Annotated in this window: 26 protein-coding genes and 1 tRNA gene; 13 read left to right on the top strand and 14 right to left on the bottom strand. The window is 62.0% G+C overall.

Translation table 11 applies throughout. From position 1 onward, the window contains the following. The 4 genes from G7Y52_RS08690 to G7Y52_RS08680 form a co-directional block, all read left to right on the top strand. The coding region (locus G7Y52_RS08690) for a transposase (protein WP_165068458.1) at positions 1-414 on the top strand (414 nt) is incomplete at its 5' end. A gap of 588 nt (positions 415-1,002) precedes the next feature. Beyond that, positions 1,003-1,128, top strand: a complete 126-nt coding sequence (locus tag G7Y52_RS15490) for a hypothetical protein (RefSeq protein WP_277424298.1) — start codon at positions 1,003-1,005, stop codon at positions 1,126-1,128. Further along, positions 1,125-1,322 (top strand): hypothetical protein, encoded by a 198-nt coding sequence (locus tag G7Y52_RS08685; RefSeq protein ID WP_165070340.1) that lies wholly within the window; start codon positions 1,125-1,127, stop codon positions 1,320-1,322. Before G7Y52_RS15490 ends, G7Y52_RS08685 begins: the two co-directional genes overlap by 4 nt. A gap of 9 nt (positions 1,323-1,331) precedes the next feature. Further along, positions 1,332-2,387 carry a tyrosine-type recombinase/integrase gene (locus tag G7Y52_RS08680; RefSeq protein WP_165070336.1) on the top strand — a complete coding sequence of 352 codons (1,056 nt, stop codon included), beginning with the start codon at positions 1,332-1,334 and terminating at the stop codon, positions 2,385-2,387. Between the two features lie 64 nt (positions 2,388-2,451). Here G7Y52_RS08680 and G7Y52_RS08675 read toward each other — a convergent pair. Together G7Y52_RS08675 and G7Y52_RS08670 are read right to left on the bottom strand one after the other, a co-directional pair. Then, a tRNA-Leu gene (locus G7Y52_RS08675) sits at positions 2,452-2,537 on the bottom strand. 103 nt (positions 2,538-2,640) lie between these two features. After that, positions 2,641-3,057 carry a hypothetical protein gene (locus tag G7Y52_RS08670; protein ID WP_165070333.1) on the bottom strand — a complete coding sequence of 139 codons (417 nt, stop codon included), beginning with the start codon at positions 3,055-3,057 and terminating at the stop codon, positions 2,641-2,643. A gap of 485 nt (positions 3,058-3,542) precedes the next feature. On the opposite strand from G7Y52_RS08670, the gene G7Y52_RS08665 reads away from it, so the two are divergent. After that, positions 3,543-4,013 carry a phosphatidylglycerophosphatase A gene (locus tag G7Y52_RS08665; protein WP_165070330.1) on the top strand — a complete coding sequence of 157 codons (471 nt, stop codon included), beginning with the start codon at positions 3,543-3,545 and terminating at the stop codon, positions 4,011-4,013. 187 nt (positions 4,014-4,200) lie between these two features. On the opposite strand, the gene infA is transcribed toward G7Y52_RS08665, so the two are convergent. The 5 genes from infA to G7Y52_RS08640 form a co-directional block, all read right to left on the bottom strand. Continuing rightward, positions 4,201-4,419 carry a translation initiation factor IF-1 gene (gene infA / locus G7Y52_RS08660; RefSeq protein WP_006008898.1) on the bottom strand — a complete coding sequence of 73 codons (219 nt, stop codon included), beginning with the start codon at positions 4,417-4,419 and terminating at the stop codon, positions 4,201-4,203. Positions 4,420-4,575: 156 nt separating this feature from the next. Next, positions 4,576-5,382, bottom strand: a complete 807-nt coding sequence (gene lgt / locus G7Y52_RS08655) for a prolipoprotein diacylglyceryl transferase (RefSeq protein WP_165070327.1) — start codon at positions 5,380-5,382, stop codon at positions 4,576-4,578. After that, positions 5,379-5,870, bottom strand: coding sequence for a cyclic pyranopterin monophosphate synthase MoaC (gene moaC, locus G7Y52_RS08650; RefSeq protein ID WP_165070323.1), 492 nt, complete (start codon positions 5,868-5,870; stop codon positions 5,379-5,381). The genes lgt and moaC overlap by 4 nt, the downstream gene beginning before the upstream one ends. Positions 5,871-6,281: 411 nt before the next feature. Continuing rightward, a complete protein-coding gene (locus tag G7Y52_RS08645) occupies positions 6,282-7,427 on the bottom strand; it encodes a metal-dependent hydrolase (RefSeq protein WP_165070320.1) in 1,146 nt (381 codons plus the stop codon). An 8-nt stretch (positions 7,428-7,435) separates the two neighbouring features. Beyond that, positions 7,436-7,762 (bottom strand): chemotaxis protein, encoded by a 327-nt coding sequence (locus tag G7Y52_RS08640; protein ID WP_165070317.1) that lies wholly within the window; start codon positions 7,760-7,762, stop codon positions 7,436-7,438. Between the two features lie 257 nt (positions 7,763-8,019). On the opposite strand from G7Y52_RS08640, the gene G7Y52_RS08635 reads away from it, so the two are divergent. The 6 genes from G7Y52_RS08635 to leuB all read left to right on the top strand — a co-directional run bounded on the left by G7Y52_RS08635 (position 8,020) and on the right by leuB (position 14,902). Beyond that, on the top strand, positions 8,020-8,667 hold the full coding sequence (locus tag G7Y52_RS08635) for a phosphatidylserine decarboxylase family protein (protein ID WP_165070313.1): 648 nt from the start codon (positions 8,020-8,022) through the stop codon (positions 8,665-8,667). Positions 8,668-8,714: 47 nt separating this feature from the next. Further along, on the top strand, positions 8,715-9,470 hold the full coding sequence (gene pssA / locus G7Y52_RS08630) for a CDP-diacylglycerol--serine O-phosphatidyltransferase (RefSeq protein ID WP_165070310.1): 756 nt from the start codon (positions 8,715-8,717) through the stop codon (positions 9,468-9,470). A gap of 568 nt (positions 9,471-10,038) precedes the next feature. Continuing rightward, entirely contained in the window at positions 10,039-11,586 is a 1,548-nt protein-coding gene (locus tag G7Y52_RS08625; RefSeq protein WP_165070307.1) for a 2-isopropylmalate synthase, read from the top strand. Positions 11,587-11,660: 74 nt separating this feature from the next. After that, complete coding sequence (locus G7Y52_RS08620) at positions 11,661-12,935, top strand: 3-isopropylmalate dehydratase large subunit (RefSeq protein WP_165070304.1); 1,275 nt, start codon at positions 11,661-11,663, stop codon at positions 12,933-12,935. Between the two features lie 149 nt (positions 12,936-13,084). Continuing rightward, positions 13,085-13,585, top strand: coding sequence for a 3-isopropylmalate dehydratase small subunit (locus G7Y52_RS08615; protein WP_165070301.1), 501 nt, complete (start codon positions 13,085-13,087; stop codon positions 13,583-13,585). A gap of 243 nt (positions 13,586-13,828) precedes the next feature. Then, the gene (gene leuB / locus G7Y52_RS08610) at positions 13,829-14,902 is read left to right on the top strand and encodes a 3-isopropylmalate dehydrogenase (protein WP_165070296.1); all 1,074 of its coding nucleotides are present in this window, start codon (positions 13,829-13,831) and stop codon (positions 14,900-14,902) included. Positions 14,903-14,990: 88 nt separating this feature from the next. Here the strand turns inward: leuB and G7Y52_RS08605 are convergent, their stop codons facing one another. Beyond that, positions 14,991-15,782 carry a septal ring lytic transglycosylase RlpA family protein gene (locus G7Y52_RS08605; RefSeq protein WP_165070293.1) on the bottom strand — a complete coding sequence of 264 codons (792 nt, stop codon included), beginning with the start codon at positions 15,780-15,782 and terminating at the stop codon, positions 14,991-14,993. Between the two features lie 400 nt (positions 15,783-16,182). Here G7Y52_RS08605 and G7Y52_RS15485 point away from each other — a divergent pair, with 400 nt between their 5' ends. Beyond that, complete coding sequence (locus G7Y52_RS15485) at positions 16,183-16,314, top strand: hypothetical protein (RefSeq protein ID WP_277424297.1); 132 nt, start codon at positions 16,183-16,185, stop codon at positions 16,312-16,314. Positions 16,315-16,357: 43 nt separating this feature from the next. Here the strand turns inward: G7Y52_RS15485 and G7Y52_RS08595 are convergent, their stop codons facing one another. The 4 genes from G7Y52_RS08595 to G7Y52_RS08580 all read right to left on the bottom strand — a co-directional run bounded on the left by G7Y52_RS08595 (position 16,358) and on the right by G7Y52_RS08580 (position 22,543). Continuing rightward, positions 16,358-19,378 (bottom strand): AIR synthase-related protein, encoded by a 3,021-nt coding sequence (locus G7Y52_RS08595; protein ID WP_165070286.1) that lies wholly within the window; start codon positions 19,376-19,378, stop codon positions 16,358-16,360. A gap of 106 nt (positions 19,379-19,484) precedes the next feature. After that, on the bottom strand, positions 19,485-20,450 hold the full coding sequence (locus tag G7Y52_RS08590) for a polyprenyl synthetase family protein (RefSeq protein ID WP_165070283.1): 966 nt from the start codon (positions 20,448-20,450) through the stop codon (positions 19,485-19,487). A 9-nt stretch (positions 20,451-20,459) separates the two neighbouring features. Next, a complete protein-coding gene (gene mqnB, locus G7Y52_RS08585; protein WP_165070279.1) occupies positions 20,460-21,224 on the bottom strand; it encodes a futalosine hydrolase in 765 nt (254 codons plus the stop codon). A 5-nt stretch (positions 21,225-21,229) separates the two neighbouring features. Next, positions 21,230-22,543 (bottom strand): nucleotide sugar dehydrogenase, encoded by a 1,314-nt coding sequence (locus G7Y52_RS08580; protein WP_165070256.1) that lies wholly within the window; start codon positions 22,541-22,543, stop codon positions 21,230-21,232. A gap of 47 nt (positions 22,544-22,590) precedes the next feature. On the opposite strand from G7Y52_RS08580, the gene G7Y52_RS08575 reads away from it, so the two are divergent. Then, the gene (locus G7Y52_RS08575) at positions 22,591-22,782 is read left to right on the top strand and encodes a DUF2065 family protein (RefSeq protein WP_165070227.1); all 192 of its coding nucleotides are present in this window, start codon (positions 22,591-22,593) and stop codon (positions 22,780-22,782) included. Between the two features lie 149 nt (positions 22,783-22,931). On the opposite strand, the gene G7Y52_RS08570 is transcribed toward G7Y52_RS08575, so the two are convergent. Both G7Y52_RS08570 and G7Y52_RS08565 read right to left on the bottom strand, forming a co-directional pair. Beyond that, complete coding sequence (locus G7Y52_RS08570; RefSeq protein WP_277424296.1) at positions 22,932-23,666, bottom strand: ubiquinone/menaquinone biosynthesis methyltransferase; 735 nt, start codon at positions 23,664-23,666, stop codon at positions 22,932-22,934. Then, positions 23,663-23,842: a hypothetical protein gene (locus G7Y52_RS08565; RefSeq protein WP_165070223.1), complete on the bottom strand. Its 180-nt coding sequence runs from the start codon at positions 23,840-23,842 to the stop codon at positions 23,663-23,665. The genes G7Y52_RS08570 and G7Y52_RS08565 overlap by 4 nt, the downstream gene beginning before the upstream one ends. Positions 23,843-24,088 lie beyond the last annotated feature (246 nt).

Genomic DNA, 24,088 nt, shown 5'->3' with positions numbered 1-24,088 from the left:
GGACGTTGGGAAAGGATAAGCATACTTTCAGCAATCCGGGTAACGGGAGAGACTTGCAGTGTTGTTTTTGATGGGGCACTGGATGGAAAAATGTACAATGCTTATATTGAAAAATTTCTTCTTCCAACGCTTAAAGCTAACGATGTTGTTATAATGGATAATTTGAATGTCCATAAATCAAAAACCGCCCAAAACTTGATAAGGGAAAAAGGCTGCAAGTATATTTTCCTTCCAGAATACAGCCCGGATTTAAATCCCATTGAAAAGATGTGGAGCAAAGTGAAACAATTACTTCGGGGTATGAAAGCAAAAACATGTGATGAACTGTACAAGTCCATTGGAAAAGCATTAAGTTGTATCACACAAAAAGACGCTGAAGGATGGTTTAAATCCTGTGGCTATGTAAAAAGTTAAAAGCAAAATGCTCTAGAGCAGCACCAGCAACCCCAAGTGCGCCGAAGACGCCGACCACATCGCCGCCAACTCCCCGGACGTGGTCATTGCTGACATTGATGAAATCCTGCGCCTGCGGGAGGAAATCAGGTTACTGCGAGCGGACATACTGGGAAATGACCGGCTTTGATCCAGATAAATATCAGGAAAGAAAATAGCCATGCACGTCCTTGACCTCGTATTGACTCACCATTGGTACGACAAAATATCCACAGGGGAAAAGCACCATGAATACCGAGAGGTCAAACCGTACTGGACCCGGCGTCTGTTCGCCAAATCATACGGAGCCGTGAGGTTCAGAAGGGGATACACCCGCACAACGATGGTTTTTGAACTGGTGGGGATTGATATTACCACGTCCTCAAACGATCTCAATCTGCCTCGTTGCTACCGATTGACATTGGGGAAGCGGATTGCATCACCGGCATCCAGGGAGAGGGAATAATGAGTCAAAAAATATCGACCTTTTACCGTGCATACTGGTTGCATTGAGGAGGGAAAAGAAATGAACCAGACAGCTGTACCTGAGACCATACCGGAGGAAAAGCTATGACCGACTCCGCGTGCTGGACGAAAGAACCGCCCACAAAGCGCGGCCTCGGCTGGAACGCAAATCCCTGGGTCTGGGTCGTGGGCTTCAAGCGACTCCTCGACACGGACAAGGAGGCCGCATGACAGACCACCTTGCAGCCGAGCGCTATGCCGAGCTCCTCTCCGCCCTGCGCGAGCGTGACGCCGCTATGCGCAAATTGGCCGCGCTGGACAAGCGCATCAAGGAGTTGGCTGGCATCGTACAGACATCCCAAACGCACAAGCCTGCGCAAAAAACCCTTTCCCCCAAGGACTTCGCCAGGGGGTGCGGCTTCTAGGGGGACACAGTGAGCATTCACAAGGCCAACAAGCGCGACCTCTTTTTCTGCAAGTGGCGCGAGAACGGCAAGGAAAAGCGGCGCTACTTCAAGACCGAGCAGGAGGCCAGCGCTTTTGAGGCTGACCGCCTTCAGACACGGACGCAGGAGGAGGAACGTCTCACCCTTGGCGAGCTGACCATGCTCTTCTGCCGCAGCCGCTACGACCTCAACATCGTGACCAAGCGAAAGATCGTCTATTTTCTTGCGGGCTACGAGAAGGACGGCGTTCACCATCCCGGCACAGGAGAGTTTCTGCGTGACAAGTATGCCGAATCCCTCACCCGGCAGGATCTTGAGCGGATGCGTGAGAGTTTTCGCAGCCGTGGCGTGGGAAACAATACCATCAATAAATTTCAGGCCATGGTGCGAGCAATCCTCGCATGGGGCGTCGATCAGGAGCTCATCCGCTTCAACCCATGGCGGGATTTCAAGAAGCTGAAATTCGCCCGTCCAGTGTTCCAGCCCAAAATGGAGGACTTGAAAAGGCTCTATCCGGAGTTGCCTGAATACCTGCAATGGGCGGTGAAAACCGCCTTTTTTCTTGCCCTGCGTCCGGGCCAGGTGGAGCTTTTCAGCCTGACATGGGATGCCTTCAACTGGCGGCGCGGCGTGGTCATCGTCCGGCAGGGAAAGAGTGGCCGCCTGAAAACAGTCGTCCCCCACCCCGCTTATATGCAGGAAGCCCGGCGCCGGTATGAAGCAGACATGGCCGCTGGTATCCCGTGGGTATGCCACCGGGGCAAAGGGCAGCGCGTCCTAAATTTCCGGACAGCCTGGGTTTTGGCGTGCAAGCGCGCCGGGGTCACACTCAGGCCCTATGACATCCGTCACATAGCGGCCACGGAAATGCTGGCGCGCGGGGCAGACCTTGCTGCTGTGGCCGCACAGCTTGGCCACAGCAGCGTGGCAACCACCGGGGCGGTCTATGCCCATGTCACCGCAGGAGGGCAGGCACATGCTGGCGCACTCATGCCCGCGCTTGGTGAAATGCAGCCTCCGGACACGGGGCGCACAAAAAGGTGATACATGGTGATACAAAAATCAAGCACACAAAAAGGGCTGCATCCTCGCAGCCCTTGCTATTCCTTGGTGCCCGGAGTCGGACTCGAACCGACATACTCTGTGAGTGAGGGATTTTAAGTCCCTTGTGTCTACCAATTCCACCATCCGGGCATTGCCGGGTTCTCGGCTTGCAACCGACCGCCTGGCGCGGCGTCTTGCGTCGAGCCGGTCGGGGAGCTCTTATGACGGCTTTTCCGCCGCCAATGGGTCCGCGTCAGTCTTCCTCGCGTGTTCCGTCTGCACAGGCGATACGCCGGTTTTGCAGATTTTGGGGCGGGTTCTCCGGCACAGGGCGCGCTTCTTCCTGCCACTGCCCTGTCTGCATCCAATAGATGTGCAGGGCGTCCAGGCTTTTGTCCAGGCAGAGCAGCCGCCCCGTTACGCCCTGGGGCAGGATTTTTGCCGTTTCCTGGGCAATTTTACGGTATACATAGAGTTTATGCGCTTCAAAAGCGCATTGAAACAGCAACGCATCGCCCAGGGGGGTAAAATCCAGGTGCGCGGCTCCAGCCCGCAGCAACAGCTCTTCCAAAGCTGTGGTCAGGCCTGCTTCAGTGTCCAGCAACTGTTCATAGCTCAGGCTTTCGTCATAACTGAGCCGACCGAAAAGCTCACTGTGATTTTTGTCCATGCCCTTGCCTCATCATGCCGAGTTCTATGCCAAAACCGCGGATTAGGCAACATTCCCGGCTGGCTTTGCGCAGGGCTGCCGCATAAGCTGCGTCAGCTCTGCTGGCTTTGCGTGAGGAATGCTCGTATATTCAGGCCCTGGACGGAGGACTTGCCGCCGGGCTTCGGTGCGCCGGGCAGAGACAAGAGAGAGGGCGGCCCGAGGCAGGGCGGCATGTATTGCACGGCTTGCGCGAATGTTTTGCAACCCGCAATGCGCACGCGCTGCAACTGGCGGCTGCGCTCCGGCGCTTCTCCGCTGCCGCGGGAGCGAGTGCCGGGTGCGGCTTTCCTTTCTCTGGCTGGCGGTTCCGGCCGCGTCAGCTTTATCTTCCGCGCAGTCAGCAGGCCGGCCCCTGCGGCTCAGAGCCCATTGCGATGCAGAGCAAGAGGCGCGTTTTTGCCGCAAGCCCGGCACAAACAGCGGCACGCCGCATTGGAGAGTGTATGCGTTCCCGGGATGCATGGATATTGTCGTTTTGCCGTTTGGGCATAGCCGGTCTGGCTCCCAAAGCGCCGGGCACCTGGGGCACGGCCCTGGCCTGTGTGCTGGCGCCGTTCGTATTTCTGCCTTTTTCTCTGGGGGGACGCATACTGGCCGTGATTCTGCTGTTTGTGCTGGGCGCGCTGGCCGCAACACGCGCGGAAATTCTGCTGAACCGCAAGGACCCGGGCGAAGTCGTCATCGACGAGCTGGTGGGCGTCTGGATTGTGCTCTTGCCTTTTGAGCATCCGGGAATCGGGATTTTTGTGGCAGCCTTTGTCTTTTTTCGCTTTTTTGACATTCGCAAGCCCTGGCCGGTACGCGCCTCTGAAAACTGGCTGCCAGCAGGCTTTGGGGTCATGCTGGATGATGTGCTGGCAGGATGTTGGGCGTTGCTCTGCGTCTTTCTGCTGCGCCTGGCCGGAGCGATCTGATCCTGTTCCCGCCTCCGGGCACAGGGCCGTGTTGCAAAGCTGCGGCGTATGCGGGGCAGCCGCAACAGCCGGATGCAGGACGCCGGTGGCGGGCCTGGCCGCAAGCCGCGGGCGTGGCTTCAGAAGACGCGCATGGCGCCGCAGACTCCGGGAACAGGCAGAGGAGAAAGCGCAGACGCGCCCCGCGCTACTTCATGCGGTAGGTGATGCGGCCGCGCGTGAGATCATAAGGGGAGAGCTCCACCTTGACGCGGTCGCCGGGCAGGATGCGGATATAGAACTTGCGCATTTTGCCGGAAATGTGGGCCAATACCTCGTGGCCGTTTTCCAGCTCCACGCGGAACATGGCGTTGGGCAGGGCTTCCTGCACCACGCCGTCAACTTCGATGGAACCTTCCTTCGCCATGTGGCCTCCGTAAAAGACATGCGTAAACGGCAGACAGCTTCCCAGAAAAGACCGGGCCTGTCAACAGGCGGCGAGGCAGCGCAGCTCAAGCAGCGTCGCCGCAGGGGGCAGCGGGCAGGCGGCAAAACGCAGAGCCACACAGGCAAGAGCCCGTTTTCAGGGCCTGCCCTTTTGCCGGGTCCTTTTTTGCTCGGACTTCATTGGTCTGAGCAGCAGCCAGAGGCCCACCAGAATAAGCGGCACGCAGAGCGCCTGACCCATGGTCAGCCAGCCAAAGGCCAGATAGCCCAACTGGGGGTCCGGCACGCGCACGAATTCCACAAGAAAGCGGAATACACCATAGCCCACGGCAAACAGGCCGGACACGGCGCCGGGCTTGCGCGGCTTGTCCGAATACATCCAGACGATGATGAAGAGCGCCAGCCCTTCCAGCAGCGCCTCATAAAGTTGCGAAGGGTGGCGCGGCTGCGGGCCGCCGCCGGGAAAGACCACGGCCCAGGGCGCGTCGCTGACTTTGCCCCAGAGCTCTCCGTTGATGAAGTTGCCCAGGCGTCCGAAAAAAAGGCCCTGGGGAATCAGAGGGGCCACAAAGTCCGAGACTTCCAGAAAGGATTTTTTGCGGCTGCGCGCAAAATACCAGAATGCCGCGAGCACGCCCAGCAGGCCGCCGTGAAACGACATGCCGCCGTTCCAGATGCGCAGGATCTCAACCGGATCGTGGATGTAGGCCGGCAAATCGTAAAAGAGCACATACCCCAGGCGGCCGCCCAGAATGATGCCCAGCATGACGCAGGTCAGCAAATCGTCCACATCGGCGGGCCGCCAGCCAGAGCCGGGCCGCGAGGCGCGCCGGCGCCCCAGAATCCAGCCCAGCGCGAAACCGAAGAGGTACATCAGGCCGTACCAGCGCAACTGCAGGCTGCCGATGGAAAAAGCCACGGGATCGATCTGGGGCATACTCATAAGGGTAATTCCGGTGCGTTGAATTCGCCGCTTTTGCCGCCGCTTTTGTGCAAGAGGCGCACCCGGCTGATCACTATGTCGCGCTGTATGGCCTTGCACATGTCATAGATGATGGCCGCGGCGGTCTGAGCGGCTACAATGGCTTCCATTTCCACGCCCGTGGCGCCCACGCTGCGGGCCTCGGCTTCAATGCGCACCCGGGGCGGCCTGTCGCGCACCTCAAAGCGAATATCGGCGAAGCTCAACTGCAGCGAATGGCAGAGGGGGATCAGCTCGTCCACGCGCTTGGCAGCCATGATCCCGCCGATTTTGGCGCAGGTCAGCACATCGCCCTTGGGCAGAGCGGCCTTTTGCAGCAGCTCCAGGGTGGCCGGCGCCAGTTCCACAATGGCTTCGGCAATGGCCACGCGCCTGCCCGGGGTCTTCCCGCCCACATCGACCATTGTTACAGTGCCCTGGGCGTCCAGATGCGAAAAGGAATGTTCCATGCTGCGTCCTTGGATCATAGTGCTTTTAGAGCATTTTCAAAGTGAAAATGCCTGGCGCCGTGGGGCACGCTTGCCTGAGATTGCCCGCGCCTGTCGCCGACGCGCTTAGGCGGTCGCGGCAGACAAAACCGCCCCTGCTTCTTCGATGTGCCCCATGATGCGCGGGATTCGGAGAAGCGCCGGCACATGCCGCATGGGCAGCGCAGTCTGTGTGATTTTTACAGCACATACTGCAGTTCGCGGCTCGAGGCAAGGCTGTGGCAGGGCTGACCCTAGAGCAGATTACCTTTGACTTTTTATGAAAGTCAAAGGTGGCATTCAGGCGAAAAACGCGGTTTTCGCCTGAATATACGCCGCGTTGCGGCGGCTGCCGCTTTCGAGTCAGCAGAGCATTTTCAAAGAAAAAATGCTCTAGCGCAGGCCAACCAGCCAGGGCCAGAACGACGGCGGCCGGGGAGGGCGCGGCGTCCCCCAGCGCGAATCGCGACCGCTGTCGGAAAAGCGCAGGCGTTCGCGCAGCAGCCGCGCTCCGCTCCCTGCCGCCTGTGGGGCGTTTTGGGGACGGAGGGCCGGACTGTCGCCCTGTCCAAATTCCACTTCCACCATGAGTTGAAAAGGGATGTCCGCATGCGGGCGCATGGCCATGAGTTTTTGTACAAATTCCAGATTGCTGCCAAAGCGCAGATCATGGATTAAAAATTCGCGGGCTTGCTGCGCCGGGTCTTGCGGCCATTCCTCCCGGCGCAGGGGGGTGATGACCGGCAGCACGGCAAAGCCGAAAAACGTCTCGCAGGTCACGGACTGGCGCGAAAGATCCGCTGCCAGCGCGTTGGGCACTGCCGTGCAGGCGCGTTCCGGCGTGCGCGCCTGCCCCAGGGCATTGAGCCCTTGCTCGCGCACGTTTTTCCCCTTGGCGTTTTCTTCCTCAAAGAGCGCCCGCCAGAAAAAGGGCGCCAATGCGTCCGGCAGCACTGTCACCCGGCTCACAAGCCGGTGTTCGGCCGCCAGACGCGCTTCGGTCTGGGCCGTATGCCAGGCGTTGAGCCCCACGCCCAGGGCCGGATATACGAAAATCCAGGCCAGGGCCAGGAGCATGAGCGCGCGCTTGTTGCGCCAGCGCCAGACAGCCCAGAGCAGGGGCAGCGTCAGCAGCAGATCAATGATGAAGATGCCGTTGAGGCGAACGCGCTCGTGCGAAAAGGGCAGAAAAATCATGGTGCCGTAGGTGGTCACCACGTCCAGCCAGATATGGAGCAGCACCAGGGCGCAGGCCAGGAGCCAGACCCGCGCGAAGCTCCAGCGCGCCGGCGTGGCCGCGCGCCAGAGAGGCCAGGAGCAGACGGCCAGAATCAGGCCCATGACCGGCAAGGCGGCGAGGGAATGGGTGATGCCCCTGTGCAGCAGGAGGAACTGCAGCGGGCCGGACGCGAAAAGGATGTCCAAATCAGGCGAGGCGGCAACCAGAGCGGCCAGCGGCACGGCCCAGCGCGTGGCGGGGCGGCCCGGCAGAGCCAGCATGGCCACGGCGCCGCTGGCGGCATGGGTGACGGGATCCATGACGGGCGCTACTGCCTGAAGGGGCTGCGCTGCCTGGGAACCGCGCGATACGCCGGGTCCTCGGGAGTGGGCTGGTCGCCGCGCAGACCGCTGAAGCGGCTCATCTGCCATTGCTGCATGCGGCTCATGACGTCCGGCCGGTTGACATGGTAGAGCATGCGCTGGGTATTGCTCATGCCGGTCATGGGGTAACGCAACTGCTCTTCAGGGGCCATGCCCGGCGAGGCCGCGGCATACTCCGAGGAGGTGCCCGTCCCGATGTCTTTGGGGCCGCAGGCGGTCAATGCAAAGACCGTCAGAAGGGCGAGGCAGAGAGTCTTTGTGGCTGTATTCATGCCGCCAGTATAGACGTGAGCGCGCCAGGCCGCAAGGGGCGGCGCAGCGACTCCGACGCTGCGAGGGATTCGCCTTTGCGATGATTTTTTTAAAAAATTCATTGTAATTCTACACGGTTGAGAAAGGAATTTCGCTCTCAAAGTGAATCCTTCCAGGGCCAGGCATCTTGCCTTGCGCCCCGGCACAGTCTATAGATATACTTTCCCTATAATTGTACCGCCGCGCCGGACAGCGCGGCGCACCCGCTGGAGTCATTATGCGCCCCGCACACTGCGGCATTACCCCAGAAGGCTGGCCCTGCATCGGCCTGACCGCGCTTTCGGCCCTGGTTTTCGCTTTTCTGGACTGGAGTTGTTTGGCTTTGCTCCTGTTGGCGGCCTGCTGGTTCAGCATTCATTTTTTCCGCGATCCCGAACGCGTCGTGCCGCAGGGCGAAGGTCTGGCCGTGAGCCCGGCTGACGGGCGGATCATCCGCATTGAGCAGCGCCCGGACCCCTTTGATCCGAGCGGCGAGCCCAGGCAGTGCATCAGCATTTTCATGAATGTCTTCAACGTGCACGTCAACCGCTCGCCCGTGGAGTGCGTGGTGGAGGAAATCCGCTACTGGCCCGGCAAATTTTTCAATGCCGCCATGGACAAGGCCGCCACGGACAACGAACGCTGCGCCTACCGCCTGCGCGGGGCCGACGGCCAGGTCTGGATCATGGTGCAGATCGCGGGCCTCGTGGCGCGCCGCATCGTCTGCCGCGTGGCCGAAGGCGACGCGCTGGGCCGCGGCGAGCGTTACGGCATGATCCGTTTCGGCTCGCGAGTTGACCTTTATCTGCCGCAAGGCTATGCTGCGGCTGTGCAAATGGGCGAAGAAGTTTTTGCCGGGCAGAGCGTTCTTGCCCGGGCCCGGTAAGCCGCGCCCCGGCGTTGCGCCGCATGATGCGGCCGGTTTGGAAAAGCATGGAAAAGAAAAAGCCGCATAAAGGGGTCTACCTCCTGCCCAACATGATCACGACGCTGAGCATGTTTCTCGGCTTTTTGTCGATGGTCTGGGCAGTGCAGGGCCGTTTTGAAGCCGCGGGCATGGCCATCCTGCTTTCGGCGCTTATGGATGGTCTGGACGGCAAGGTGGCCCGCCTGACCAACACGGCCAGCGAATTTGGCGTGCAGTACGACTCCCTTGCGGATCTTGTGGCTTTCGGCCTTGCCCCGGCCATGCTGCTCTGGCAATGGCAACTGGAGGCCTTCGGTCGCCTGGGCGTGGCCGCGGCCTTCATTTATGCGGCCTGCGGGGCTTTGCGCCTGGCGCGCTTCAATGTCAGCACCGCTGCCGTGGGCAAGCGTTTTTTCATCGGTCTGCCGATCCCCGCAGGGGGCTGCACGGTGGTGACCTTTGTCTTTTTCGCCGCGCTGTTCCCCGGCTTTTTGCAGCCGCTGACTGCCTATCTGGCGCTGCTGCTGGCTGTGGGCGCAGGCATTTTGATGGTCAGCCGGGTGCGTTACTTTTCCTTTAAGGAATATGATTTTCTGCGTGCTCATCCCATCCGTACCATGATCGCCTTTTTGTTCATCCTCGCGTTGGTGGTTTCGCTGCCCCGGCTCATGGGCTTTGTGCTCTGCGCTTTGTACATCGCAGGCGGCCTTGTTTACACCTTTGTGATGCTCCCCCGCCGCAATCGTCAGTTGCTACGCGCCCTGTCGCCGCAAAGCGAGTAAGGTTGCGTAACGGCCCGCCGCCTTTCGGGCGGAAAGACGCGCTCCCCGGACAGCCGCCCTGTACGGTGGCCGTTACGCAAGATATATCCACTCGTTGCCGTTGGGTTCAGGCTTTTTTTTGCGGAGGGGCTCCCGTGAGGCGGCCGCGCCGGGCCGCGCCCGTGCCTCCGGCGCTTGCGCTGCCGGTGGTCCGGGCATTGTAGAGCGTTTTGCTCATGAAATGAGCTAAACGCTCTGGCGGCCGCGGGAGCGGACGCCCGCGCCGGCGGTAGCCGTTAGCAAGCTTTGCTTGCTTACGGATAGCGACAGCGGTTGCGTTGGCTGGCTGTCGCAGTAACCAGTTGCTGTCTTCATCCGTAGCTTCCTTCGTCGCAACGGCTGAAGCAATGAGCCTGAAAACCACGCTTTTCAGGCGCTTGTCCCGCTTGCGGGGAAATGATGGCAGCGCCGCTTTTGAAATTGAATAATTTCAAAAGCAAAATGCTCTAAAAAGGAAAGCGCCCCGGCGGTTCCCCTGACAGCAGCCGTGTTTGTACGGGGGAGCGGCATCAGACCAGAGGAGATCGTCATGCATAACCGCGTCTACTTTTTCGATACTACCTTGCGCGACGGCGAGCAATCGCCCGGCGCCACCATGAATTTACAGGAAAAACTGCGCCTTGCGCATCAACTGGAAGTGTTGGGCGTGGATATTATGGAAGCGGGCTTTCCTGCCTCCAGCCCCGGCGATTTTGAAGCCGTGCGGGCCATTGCCGCGCAGGCCGGGGAGATACAAGTGGCCGGTCTGGCCCGCTGCGTGGAAAACGATATCGACCGTTGCTGGGACGCGGTGAAAAGCGCCCGCAACCCGCGCATTCACATTTTTTTGTCCACCTCGCCCCTGCACATGAAGCACAAACTGCGCAAGGAGCCGGAAGAGGTGCTCAAAATGGCGGTGGCCGGGGTCCGGCGCTGCGCTGCCTACACGGATAACGTGGAATTTTCCGCCGAGGATTTCTCGCGTTCCGAGCGCGACTTCCTCTGCCGCATCGTGGAGGCCGCCATCAAGGCCGGGGCCACCACCATCAACCTGCCGGACACCGTGGGCTACGCCCAGCCGGAGGAATTCGCCGCGCTCGTGGATTATGTGATCAAAAATACGCCCAACAGCGACAAGGCGGTTTTCAGCGTGCACTGTCATGACGATCTGGGCCTTGGGGTGGCCAATACCCTGGCTGCCCTCAAAGTGGGCGTGCGCCAGGCCGAAGTGACGCTCAGCGGCATCGGCGAGCGCGCGGGCAACGCCTCGCTGGAAGAGGTCGTCATGGCGCTGAGCGTGCGCCGCGATTACTACGCTCTGGATCACAATATCAGGACCGAGCAGCTCTATCCCTCCTGCCGCCTGCTTTCTATGATCATCGGCCAGCCCATTCCCAACAACAAGGCCGTGGTGGGCGCCAACGCCTTTGCGCACGAATCCGGCATTCATCAGGACGGGATGCTCAAGAACCGCGAAACCTACGAGATCATGACCCCGCAGTCCGTGGGCCGCAGCGCCAGCAGTCTGGTCATCGGCAAGCACTCGGGCCGCAATGCGGTGCGCAACAAGTTCGAGAGCATGGGGTACAAGCTGGATGAGGAACAGCTCAATCTGGTCTTTGAGGCCGTGAAGCAACTGGCGGATCGCAAAAAAACCCTGCATGACGACGACCTCATGGCCCTCATCCAGCAGGAAATTTACCGTATTCCGGATCGCCTGCGCCTGCGCCATGTGAGCGTGCAGAGCTCGGATGCCGGAGGCGTGCCGCCCACGGCCGCGGTGCTCATGGATGTGGACGGCATGGAAAAGAGCGGCGCGGGTTTCGGCGTGGGGCCGGTGGACGCGCTCTTCAACGTGATCGCTGACATTGTGGGCCGCGAGCCCGAACTGGAGCAATACGCCATCAATGCGATCACCGGCGGCACGGACGCTCTCGGCGAAGTAACCGTTCGGATCAGGGAAAAGGCGTATTCCGCCGTGGGCCGGGGCACGCACCCGGATATTTTCGTGGCCAGCGCCAAGGCCTATGTGGACGCGCTGAACCATCTGGCCAAGAGAGAGGAGGAAGGCGCGCGCATCCACTGCCAGCATGATTAGCGGGCGTCTTTTGTCTTCCGGGCTGCGTCAGGCTGCGCCGCCCGCTCAGATGCATATTTGTAAGGAGTTTGAACATGCCTCAGACGCTTGCGCAGAAGATTCTGCAGGCTCATACCGACGACACCGTGGAGCGTGACGGCCAGATTGTCCAATGCCGGGTTTCTCTGGTGCTGGCCAACGACATCACCGGGCCGCTGGCCATCAAGTCTTTTCGCGGCATGGGCGCGAAACGGGTTTTCGACAAGGATAAAATCGCCCTGGTCATGGATCATTTCACGCCCCAGAAAGACATTGATTCGGCCAATCAGGTGCTGATCAGCCGCGCCTTCGCTCAGGAGCAGAACATTACCCACTATTACGAGGGCGGCGACTGCGGCGTGGAGCACACGCTGCTGCCCGAGCAGGGCCTGGTGGGGCCGGGCGATCTGGTCATCGGCGCGGACAGCCACACCTGCACCTATGGCGGCATCGGAGCTTTTGCCACGGGCATGGGCTCCACGGACATTGCGGCGGCCATGGCTTTGGGCGAAACCTGGCTCAAGGTGCCCCCCACCATCCGGGTCAATTTCACGGGCGTCATGCCCCGCTGGTTGCGCGCCAAGGATCTTATACTCCTGCTGATCGGAACCATCGGCGTGGACGGAGCCTTGTACAAGGCCCTGGAATTCGGCGGCCCGGTCATTGACGCCTTGCCTGTGGAAGGCCGCCTGACCATGGCCAACATGGCCATTGAGGCCGGCGGCAAGGTGGGATTGTTCGCCGTGGACGCCCAGACCCGCGCCTATTGCGCCGAGCACGGCCACGATCCCGACCATCCGGGTTTGACTCGGGATCTGGCCGCGGATGCGGGCGCGGCGTATGAGCGCGTGCTGGACATCGACGTCACCGGCCAGGAGCCTGTGGTGGCCTGCCCGCATCTGCCGTCCAACGTCCGGCCCGTGTCCGAGGTCAGGGATACGCCTGTCCAGCAGGTGGTCATCGGCTCCTGCACCAACGGGCGGATCAGCGACATGCGCGACGCGGCAGAAGTGCTGCGCGGCCGCAAGGTGGACAAAAAGGTGCGCTGCATCGTGTTGCCCTCCACCCCCACGGTCTGGAAGCAATGCCTCAAGGAGGGCCTGATGGAAGTGTTCATGGATGCGGGCTGCATTGTGGGCCCGTGCACCTGCGGGCCTTGCCTGGGCGGCCATACGGGCATTCTGGGCGATGGCGAGCGCGCGGTGACCACCACCAACCGCAACTTCAAGGGCCGCATGGGCAGCCTCTCTTCCGAAGTCTACCTGGCCGGGCCGCTGGTGGCGGCGGCCAGCGCCGTGGCCGGCAGGATCGCTTCCCCGGACGCGCTGTAAGGCCGGATGGGAGCAGGGGCCAGGGCAGACGCAGCGCATGCGGCAGCCCTGAAGCAGGGGCGCAGTGCGGGAAAAGTTTCGGGAAAGATGCGGGCCCGGGGAGGGAAAAGGCTTTCCTGCCCCGGTATTTCCGCCGGAGGAATCACATTATGGAGTACAAGGGCAAGGCCCACAAAGTGGGCGAACATATCGACACGGACGCGATTATCCCGGCGCGCTTTCTGGTCACCAGCGACGCCGCGACATTGGGCGAAAAGTGCATGTCCGGACTGGACCCGGAGTGGGTCAAGCGGGTGCGGCCGGGCGACATTCTGGTGGCCGGGCGCAACTTCGGCTGCGGCTCCTCGCGGGAGCACGCGCCCATTGCCATTCTGGGCGCGGGCATGCCCGTGGTCATCGGGCACAGCTTTGCGCGCATTTTTTACCGCAACGCCTTCAACATGGGCCTGTTGCTCATGGAAGTGGGCGACGAGGTGGACAAAATCCGGGACGGCGACGAGCTGGAAATCGACGCGGCCACGGGCCGCATCCACGATCTGACCAACGGCGCGGAAATCGTCTGCCCGCCGCTGCCCAAATCCATGGCCGCCATTCTGGCCAGGGGGGGCCTGGTAGGCTATGTGAAGGAGCGCCTGGGAGACGGGCGCTAGAGCCGTTTCACAGGGAAACTGCTTTCAAAACGCCTTTTGCTTCCCGGCCTGCCTATGCGCCTGTTTTGCCCAGGGCTCACGGCCTGTGCTGCTGCATCCGTATTGCCCCGCCAGGGGCAGGGGCAAGCGTGTTGGCCTGTGGGGCGTCTGCCTTGCCTGGCGGGAGATTGCGCGGTTGCCGGCCGTTGCCGGTCATGAGCGCGGAACAACGTGGAGTACCTGAAAAAGTTAAGGAAATTGCCTATGAACAAGACCATCTGCCTCTTGCCCGGCGACGGCATCGGCCCGGAGATTCTGACCCAGGGAGCCTGCGTGCTGGCGGCCACGGCGCAAAAATTCGGCCACATCTTTGATTTTGAGGAAGCCCTGATCGGCGGCGCGGCCGTGGACGCCACGGGCGAACCGTTGCCCGCCGAAACCGTGGAGAAATGCCGCAAGGCGGATGCGGTCTATCTCAGCGCGGTGGGCGGCCCCAAGTGGGATGCCGCGCCGCCGGAAAAACGGCCGGAAAAAGGCCTTTTGGGCATCCGCAAGGCTCTGGGGCTTTTCGCCAATCTGCGCCCGGCCCTGCTGCTGCCGGAACTGGCCGGAGCCTGCCTGCTGCGGCCGGACGTGGCGGCCAGGGGCCTTGATCTCATTGTGGTGCGCGAGCTCACGGGCGACATTTATTTTGGCGAGCCGCGCGGCCTGGAAACGCGCGACGGCCTGCGCACGGGCTTCAACACCATGATTTATACGGAAGAGGAAATCCGCCGTATCGCGGTGGTGGCCTTTGAGACCGCGCGCAAGCGCCGCAAAAAGGTCTGCTCCGTGGAAAAGAGCAATGTGCTGGAAACCTCGCGGCTCTGGAAGGAGGTAGTGCTCGAAACCCACAGGGAGTACGCCGACGTGGAGCTTTCGCACCTGTATGTGGACAATGCGGCCATGCAACTGGTGCGCGATCCCTCGCAGTTCGACGTTATCCTGACCGGCAATATCTTCGGGGACATCCTTTCCGACGAAGCCTCGGTGATCACCGGCTCCCTGGGCATGCTCCCCTCGGCCTCACTGGGCGCTTCCGGGCCCGGGCTCTTTGAGCCTGTCCACGGTTCCGCGCCGGATATCGCCGGGCAGGACAAAGCCAATCCTCTGGCGACGATTCTGTCCGGGGCCATGCTCCTGCGCCTGGGTTTGGGACTGAGCGCCGAAGCTGACTGCATTGAAGCGGCCGTGCGCCGGACCCTGGCCGACGGCTACCGCACCGGCGACATCATGGAAGCGGGCAAAACGCTGGTGGGCTGCGAGGAAATGGGGCGCAAAGTCCTGGAGCGGCTGTAAGCCTGAGCCGCAAAGCTGAAGCGAGCTGTAAACAAGGCCTCCCGCATCTGCCGGGAGGCCTTGTTTGCATTGCTGTGGTACGACGATCTCAGCGAGAGCTGCCCAGCACCACTTCGGCTTCCGGATGCATCTGGCGCAAGGCCTCGTGCATGGCGGCGGCGTCGGCGAAGGCGCGGAACGGCCCGACTTTTTCATGGCCTTTGGCGGCCACATAGCGCACATAATACGCCTGATCAGCCTTGAGCGGGGTGCCGCTTTCGTCGCTGACCACTTCCAGATCCACTTTGCCCACCCCGCGCCTGCTCAAGTCAAGCTGCCTGGCGGCGGCATACGAGAGGTCGATGATCCGGCCGCGCACATAGGGGCCGCGATCCGTGACACAGACCATGACGCTTTTGCCGTTATCCTGATCCGTGACCTTGACCACAGTGCCGATGGGCAGGGTGCGGTGAGCCGCGGTGAAGGTGTACATATCATAATCAACGCCGCTGGCCGTGGAACCGCCGTGGAAGTCACGACCGTACCAGGATGCCTTGCCTGTCAGCAATTCGCTGCCCTGGGCGCGCTTAAGCCAGATTGCGCGGTTATCCGCGCTCTTGCGGGCAGTTTTGGCCTTGGCCCTGAGCTGTTTTTTGGCTGCAGCTCTGCTGCGCTGCTTTTTGCGCGCCTTTTTGCTCTTGCTGACGGCAGCCTTGCTTTTGCGTGCGGAAGAGACGACTTTTTTGCTTTTTTTCACGGAGGGAGCAGGGGCTTCTGTGCCGGATTTCCGGCTTTTGGCAGTGGGAGCGCTTTGTGAAGCCGCGTCGGCATTCATGGGGGCGGCAAGAGCCAGGCAAAGGGCCAGGGCTGCTCCCATGGAAAGCCAGCGTGAATACTTCATGATTACTCCTTGGTTGGTGTTCAAGGCTGTCCGGCGCAAAGCGATGCGGAACCGGACAAGTCGCGCCCGCGACTCTGACCCCAAGGGTTTTTCCGGTGGCCCAGGGTCAGCCCTCATTAAAACACCGTCCGCGAAAAGCCGAATTTTTTCGGCCGGCAAGGCGCAAGGCAAACATTGGGCGAAGCTGTATTGAACATACCGCAAGGTCAATGTTGGCCTTGCCACGCCGCCGGACGGAAAAAGGCGGCTTTGCAGCAGGTGGCTTAATGAGGGCTGACCCTGGAAACGCGCCCGCGCGTTGTGCGCCACCAACCGGCATGGGGAATGCCTTTTCTCATTACATAGACTATACCGCAAAAAATGAGAGCCTGTCAAATTGCTGAAAAAGTTTTATTATCAGTTGGTTAGAAAAAGTTTAGAGCATTTTCTCTTTGAAAATGCTCTGCTGACGCGAAAGCGGCAGCCGCCGCAACGCGGCGTACATTCAGGCGAAAACCGCGTTTTTCGCCTGAATGCCACCTTTGTTTCATAAAAAGTCAAAGGTAATCTGCTCTAGATGCGTCAGCCCTGAGCCCTTACCAGTCCAGGGTGCGTTTGAAGGCCCGGGCCAGCTCTTCCACATCTTCGCGCAACACAACGCTGTCGCCGCTTTTCAGGGTCAGATGCCCGTCGCCCGCGACCGTGCCGATGCGACGGCAGATCTGCCATTGCCCCAGGGCGTCAAGCAGCATGGCCAGGTCGGGCCTGATGCTGACCAGCAGACGGCTGGCCGATTCGCTGTAGAGCAGCTCCGTGCGGCTCATGTCTTCCAGGGCGGGCACGGCATCAAGATCCACTTCCGCGCCCAGGCGGCCGCCAATGCACATTTCGGCCAGGGCCACGGCCAAACCACCGTCCGAGCAGTCATGGCAGGCGGCAATGGCCCGCTGGCCCATGAGCGCATTGATCGCGCGATAGCGGGGCAGGGCCGTGGTCGCGTCCACATGCGGCACGCGTCCGCCCTTCAGGCCCAATTCGTCGGCTGCCTCGCTGCCGGCCATTTCGCGCCAGGTGCCGCCCAAAAGATAGATATGCTCGCCCTCGCGTTTGAAATCCGAGGTTTGCGCGCAGGTCACATTGTTGATCACGCCCAGCACGGAGAAAAGCACTGTGGGCGGAATGGAGATGCGTTCACCGCCGCCGGTGTAGTCATTCTTCATGGAGTCTTTGCCGGAGATGCAGGGCAGGCCGTACGCCAGGGAAAACTGGCGCAAGGCCTTGCAGGCCCGCACCAGTTGCGCCAGCTTATAGCGGCCGTCGGGATTTTTTCCGCTCCAGATCGGGTCGCACCAGCAGAAATTGTCCACCCCGGCCAGCGCGTCGGGATTGCCGCCCACGGCCACCGCGTTGCGCACGGCCTCGTCCATGGCGTTGGCCATCATCCAGTAGGTGTCGTAATCGCTGAATTTGGGGCAGATGCCGTGGGCAATGACCAGCCCGGCGTCCGACTCCAGCAGGGGGCGCAGCACGCCCGCGTCGGCCGGGCCGTCGCGCAGCGCGCCCACCAGGGGCTTGATCACGCTGCCGCCGCGCACCTCATGGTCATATTGGCGGATAATGTATTCTTTGGAACAGATATTCAGACGCCCGAGCATGCGCCGTAAAAATGCAGCCTCGCCGCGCGCGTCCAGCCCCGTGACCTCTACCCGGGTATCCGGCGTGTCCGGCGTTTTCCATACGGCTTCCAGCTCAAGCTGGGGCACGCCGTCGTGCATGAAGCGCATGGGCAGAGAGGCCACCACCCGCTCGCCGTAGCGGGCCTCGAAAAAGCCTGAAGCCGTGAAATGCCCGAGAGCCGTGGCCTCCACATCCATACGCGCGGCCAGCTCCATGAATTGCGCCAGCTTGTCCGGGGGCACGGCCAGGGTCATGCGCTCCTGAGCTTCGGAAAGCAGGATCTCCCAGGGCCGCAGCCCGTCGTATTTGAGCGGGGCCCTGGCGATGTCCAGCACGCAGCCGCCCGTATCCCCGGCCATTTCCCCCACCGAAGAGGACAGGCCGCCCGCGCCGTTGTCCGTAATGGCGTTGTACAGGCCAAGGTCGCGCGCGCGCAGGATGAAGTCGTACATTTTGCGCTGGGTGATGGGATCGCCGATCTGCACGGCCGTGGCCGGGGAGCCCTCATGCAGCTCCTCGGAGGAAAAGGTGGCGCCGTGGATGCCGTCCTTGCCGATCCGGCCGCCGGTCATGACGATCACATCGTCCACCCGGGCTTTCTTTTCCCAGCCCGGGCGACCGTTGATCTGCGTGGGAATGATCCCCACCGTGCCGCAGTAGACCAGGGGCTTGCCCAGGTAGCGCTCGTCAAAGACCAGGGAGCCGTTGACAGTGGGAATGCCGGATTTGTTGCCGCCGTGCTCCACGCCCTCGCGCACGCCTTCCAGCACCCGGCGGGGGTGCAGCAGACGCGGCGGCAGGGCCTTGTCGTAAAAAGGCGAGGCAAAGCAGAAGACATCCGTATTGCAGACCAGTTCCGCGCCCAGGCCCGTGCCCATGGGGTCGCGGTTCACGCCCACGATGCCGGTCAGCGCGCCGCCGTACGGGTCCAGGGCCGAAGGGCTGTTGTGGGTTTCCACCTTGATGCAGGCGTCGTAGCCGTTAATGAAGGCGATCACCCCGGCATTGTCCGTGAACACGGATTTGCAGTAATCATTGGCGCCCATGCGCTGCCGCAGGATGGCCGTGGCGTCGCGGATGCAGGTCTTGTACAGATTGTCCACATTCTCATGCCGCCCGGTGTCTTCATCCAGATAGTCGATGCGCGCGGCAAAAATTTTGTGCTTGCAGTGCTCGGACCAGGTCTGGGCCAGCACCTCCATTTCCACGTCCGTGGGATCGGCGGGAAGATCCAGGGCCTTGCGCCGGGCGATCTCGGCGGGATCAGTGAACTGCGCGCGGATGCTGCGCAATTCGTCGAGGTTGAGAGCCCAGGTGTTTTCACGGCTGGCTTTGAGCAGGGCGGCGTCGTCCATCCGGGAAAGGGCCACGGTTTCCACAGTGTCGTTGGATTGGCCGGTGACCCTGGCCGCCTGCGGCGCAAAACCCGGATTCCCGCGCCATTCTGCCAGGCTTTTGACCCGGAAGCGCTGGATCAGCGTGTTGCACAGCAGATCGCGGGCCAGGGCCTGCACCTGTTCGCGCGTGAGCGGTGCGGCCGGATCATTGCAGATGCGGTACTGTATGGCCGTGTAGACGCGCAAACTGTCGCGCGGCACGCCCAGCACCAGGGCCGCGGTATCGCGGGCCGTGCGGGCCTCGTTGTCCGTGACGCCGGGGCGGAAGCCCACTTCCACGAACCAGTCCGGCGCGGGCCCTTCCCCGGGAGCGGGCAGGGGCAGGGGCTCCAATGAGGCTTGCTGCAAAATGGGATCGTGCCAGATGCCCTCGTCCAGCAGGCGGCGAACCTGGGCCGCATCCAGGCCGTCCACGGTGAAGACTTTGATCTGGCGCACTCCGCCCACGGCGAGGCCCAGGGCCCTGCGCAATTGCTGGGCCGTCTTGCGGCCCCGGGTATCTTCCAGCCCGGCATGCGGGCCTGTTTCCATGCGATAGAGCATACTGGCCTCCTCTCAGAGCAGATTGACTTTCAAAGGCCGCACGCGACCGGATTACCCTGGAAATCTGACACATTTCAAAAAGGAATCTGCTTCCGTTGCAAAAAAACTACTTCTTCCTGTCGCGCACATAGTCGGCCATCTGGCGCATGAGATCGCGTTCCGGCAGATGGGGCAGATTGTCCAGAGCCGCGCGGGCCGCGTCCAGGTAGGCATCCGCGTCCAGACGCGTCTGCGCGTCGAAAGCCGCGTCACGGATGCGCCCGGCAATGGCTTCGGCGTCATGTTCGGTCATCAGGCCGCAACTGAAGGCCGCGTCAAAGGCGGCGCGTTCTTCCCGGTTCAGGCTCAGGCGATAGAGCCGCAGAGGGGGCGTCAGTTTGCCTTCGCGAACGTCGCCGCCCGTGGGCTTGCCGGTCACGCTCGAGGGCGCGAAGTCAAGGGCGTCGTCCACCAGCTGAAAGGCCATGCCCAGATTTTCGCCGTATGCGCCGGCAGCGGCCACGGCAGCCGCATCAGCCCCGGCGCGCAGGGCCCCCAATTCGCAGGAAGCGCGAATCAGCCAGGCGGTTTTGCCGCGCACCACTTCCTGATACTCGGCGGCGGGCAAATCCACGCGCCCCTGGGAGGCGATTTCCAGAATCTCCCCGGCCGCGGTGCGGCTGGTGGCCTCGGAAAAGCAGCGCGTCAGGCGCGGGTCGCCGAATCCGGCCACCAAAGCGTTGGCCCCGGCGAGCAGCGCGTCCCCGGCCAGGATCACGGTGGGCACGTCAAACAGGGTATGGGCTGCGGGCCTGCCCCGGCGGCTCAGGGCGTTATCCAGCACATCGTCGTGCAAAAGGGTGGCGCCGTGCAGCATTTCCATGGTCGCGGCCAGCTCGTAAATATCCTCGGCCGCATAGCCCAGCAGCCTGGCCGTGAGCACGGTCAGCAGCGGGCGCAGGCGTTTGCCTCCGGCCTCGAAGATATGCCGGGCCACAGGGCGCACGGGTTCGGGCAGCGTGTCCACGGCCCGGGCCAGCGCCCGGTTGATGGGGGGCAGTTCCAGGGCAAGGCGGGCTTTGAGTAGGATCATGGCTGTGCTTCAGATCAGGTTAAGGGCGGGCAGAATGCGGCCAAGAGCCGCCAGCGCGCCCGGAAAGTCTTTTTCATCTTTTGCGCGGGGACCCACCTTGTTGGATACGCAGCGGATCTCCACGCAGGGGATGCTCTGGCGGGCGCAGGCATAGGCCACGGCAAAGCCTTCCATATTTTCCAATTCCGCGTGATAGCGGTTCCAGAGGTTGCGCGCCCTGTCAAAGCTGGCGCTGACCCCGGCAACGGTCAGCGAGCGGCATGCCCGGAAGGGAAGCGCAGCCTCCGGGCCTCTGAAGCCCAGAGCCGCCAGCCCGGCCGCATTGCTCAGCGACAGGCGGTCGCGCACGTCCGCCCGCCCGCTGCCGTCCGTTGCCGGACGCCGCCAGAGCGGAAAAGCGAAAGCCTCGGCCGTGACGCTGTGGCCGTCGTGCAGGCCGTATTCCGGCCAGATTTCCTCGCGCACCAGGCACAGGGAGCGCAAGGGCAGATCCGCGAGGTTAAAACTGCCGGCCAGCCCGGCGTTGAGCACTGCGTCAACGGGCCGCCCTTCGGCTTCGGCTCTGGCGAGGCAGAGCCCCAAGGCCAGGGCTGCGTTCAGCGGGCCCACGCCGGTGAGGCAGGCCAGAGCCTGCCTATGTTTCAGGCGCACCGGCCACAAGCGCATTTCCGCCGCGAGATCCGGCCCGGCCGCGTCAGGCGTCGCAGTCCGTTCCCAGTGCGGCATCAGGGCCGCGAGCTCCTCGCGCGCGGCCGCGCAGATCAGCAGGGCCACGGGTTTTACAGCCTCCAGTAGGCAAGGCCCGCCGCGCGCATGGCCTGCGGATCAAAAAAGGCTTTCACGTCCAGCAGCACCGCAGCGGCCGGGTCCGCAAAGCGGCTTTTGAGATCCTCGGGCGAGAGACTTGCGTATGCCGCGTGCCCCACAGCCAGGATCAGGGCGTCCAGGTTGCGAAGCTCCTCCAGGGGGACAAGCGTTTGCCCGTACTCGCGTAGCGCTTCCGCCGGGTCGGCCTGAGCGTCGCTGACCAGCGTTTCCACGCCGTAATCCCTGAGCTCGCGCACGACGTCCACCACGCGGGTATTGCGCAGATCCGGCACGTTCTCCTTGAACGTGAAACCCAGAATGCCCACGCGCGCGCCGCTGATCACCCGGCCGCGCCTGATCAGCCGCTTGACCGCGCATTCGGCCACATATTTGCCCATATTGTCGTTGATCCGGCGGCCTGCCAGGATCACTTCCGGGTGAAAGCCCAGTTCCTCGGCCTTGTAGGTGAGGTAATAGGGGTCCACGCCGATGCAGTGCCCGCCCACCAGACCGGGCCGGAAAGGCAGAAAATTCCATTTGCTGCCCGCGGCTTCCAGCACTTCCAGGGTGTCGATGCCCATGCGCTCGAAAATGACGGCCAACTCGTTCATCAGCGCGATATTCAGGTCGCGCTGGGTATTCTCGATGACTTTGGCGGCCTCGGCCACCTTGATGCTGGAAGCGCGGTGAATGCCCGCCCTGACCACGGAGCCGTAAATCCGCGCCAGCAGATCGGCCGTGGCCTGATCCGAGCCTGCGACAATCTTGGTGATGGTTTCCAGCGTGTGCACCTTGTCGCCGGGGTTGATCCGTTCCGGCGAGTAGCCCACGGTAAAGTCGCGGCCATAACGCAGCCCGGATTCGCGCTCCAGAATGGGCACGCAGACTTCCTCGGTGAGACCGGGGTATACCGTAGACTCATAGACCACCACGCAACCCGCGGTCAAGTTTTGCCCGACAGTGGTTGTGGCGCTGACGACCGGCGAAAGATCCGGGGAGCGGTGGTCGTCTATGGGCGTGGGCACAGCCACGATGATCACGGCCGCCTGTTTGAGCGCAGCCGGATCGCCGGTGTAGCGCACTGCGGCGGCTTTGAGCTTTTCGTCGTCCACTTCGCGGGTGCGGTCATGGCCCCGGGTCAGTTCCGCAATACGCCGGGCATTGACGTCAAAGCCGAGAACGTCCATGTGTCGCGACAGGGCCACAGCCAGGGGCAGGCCCACATAGCCGAGCCCCACCACGGCCAGGGGATATTGTCGTTTTTGCAGCGACTCAAAGCTGATCATGATCTTCTTTCCTTTACAAAAGGGCGTTTTTCTGTCTACTGGAGAACATGAACTTCGACTTTGGCCTCTTTCTGCGCGCCCTGGGGCTGGCTTTTGTGCTCGAGGGCCTGTGCTGGGCGCTTTTTCCCTCGGGCATGCGTCGCGCCTTGCTCAGCCTTCTGCCCCTGCCCGCTTCCCGGTTGCGTCTTGCGGGCCTGGCGGCCATGGGGATCGGGCTGTTGGCGATTGGGCTGGCCTGAGTTTGCAAAAAATTCTTATATTCTTGCGCCGTTCCGCGCCGGAGCGGGCGTTTCAAAAACACTATGCGCGAAAACGCCCCGGCCCTCTTGCGTGTGCGCAATGCCGTCAGGGCTCGCGCATGCGTTACGGGAACCTTGTTCCGCCGATTTCAGGCCTTTTCCCCCAGATGCAGGCAGGCTATGCCTGAAGTGAGTTTCAGATGCCAGGCGCGTGCAAAGCCTGCGCGTTCCATTTCCGCTTCCAGTTCGCGCGCTGTGGGAAAGGCGCAGATGCTTTCCGCCAGATACTCATAGGCCGCCGGATCTTTGGAAAAAACTTGGCCGATGCGCGGCAGGATGCGATTCAGATAAAAATTGTACAGCCCGCCCCAGATCTGTTCGCGTCCCGAGCCGAATTCCAGGATGCAGGCGCGACCGCCGGGCCTGAGCACGCGCAGCATTTCGGCAAAAGCCGCTTCGCGCGGCAGAATGTTGCGGATGCCGAAGGCCATGGTTATGCAATCCACCGAGGCGTCGGGCAGAGGCAGATGTTTGGCGTCCGCAGCCACGGGCAGCACGCGGAGGGCGTTTGCGCCCTTGAGTTTGCCGCGGCCCCGGCTGAGCATGGGCGGGCAGAAATCCAGCGCCGGAACCAGCGCGGCGGGGTGCTCGCGGCGCACGGCCAAAGCCACGTCCAGCGTGCCGGCAGCCAGATCCAGCACCATGCCCTTTTGACCAAGGCGCACGTTGCGGGCCAGCACGCGCCGCCAGTGCTGATCCACGCCCAGGCTCAGCAGCCTGTTCATAAAATCATAGAGACGGGCAATGCGCCCGAACATGCCCGCTACGGCGGCGTCATGCCGCAGGGGAGGCGGCAGATGGGACGGGGGCGGGGAGGAAGTCACGCATTTGTCCCTTTGTTGTCGTCTTCACTGGCGCCTTCACGCACAGCAGCATACACTACCCGATAGACCGAGGGAAAAATCTCGGCAAAATTGCCCGGCGAAACAGTGCGCGTCTCAATAAACTTGGCAGTCAGCTCTTTGGCTACCTGCAGGGCTTCCTTGCGATCTTTATCCATAGCAGCCTCAAGCGCGCCGTTCCCGCCAACGCAGGCAACGGCCGAAAGAAAAACCCGCCCGTTGGGGAATGGCCGGACCCACAGCGGGTATTGCCTGGACGGGTAAAAGAACGGAAACCGCAAGCCCCCGCCCTTTTTGTCGGTAGTTAGAGCATTTTCACTTTGAAAATGCTCTGCTGACGCGAAAGCGGCAGCCGCCGCAACGCGGCGTACATTCAGGCGAAAACCGCGTTTTTCGCCTGAATG

The sequence above is a fragment of the Desulfovibrio sp. ZJ200 genome (assembly GCF_011039095.1).
In the GTDB taxonomy this organism is placed as follows: Bacteria; Desulfobacterota; Desulfovibrionia; order Desulfovibrionales; family Desulfovibrionaceae; genus Desulfovibrio.
This window is presented reverse-complemented; position numbering and strand designations above follow the sequence as displayed.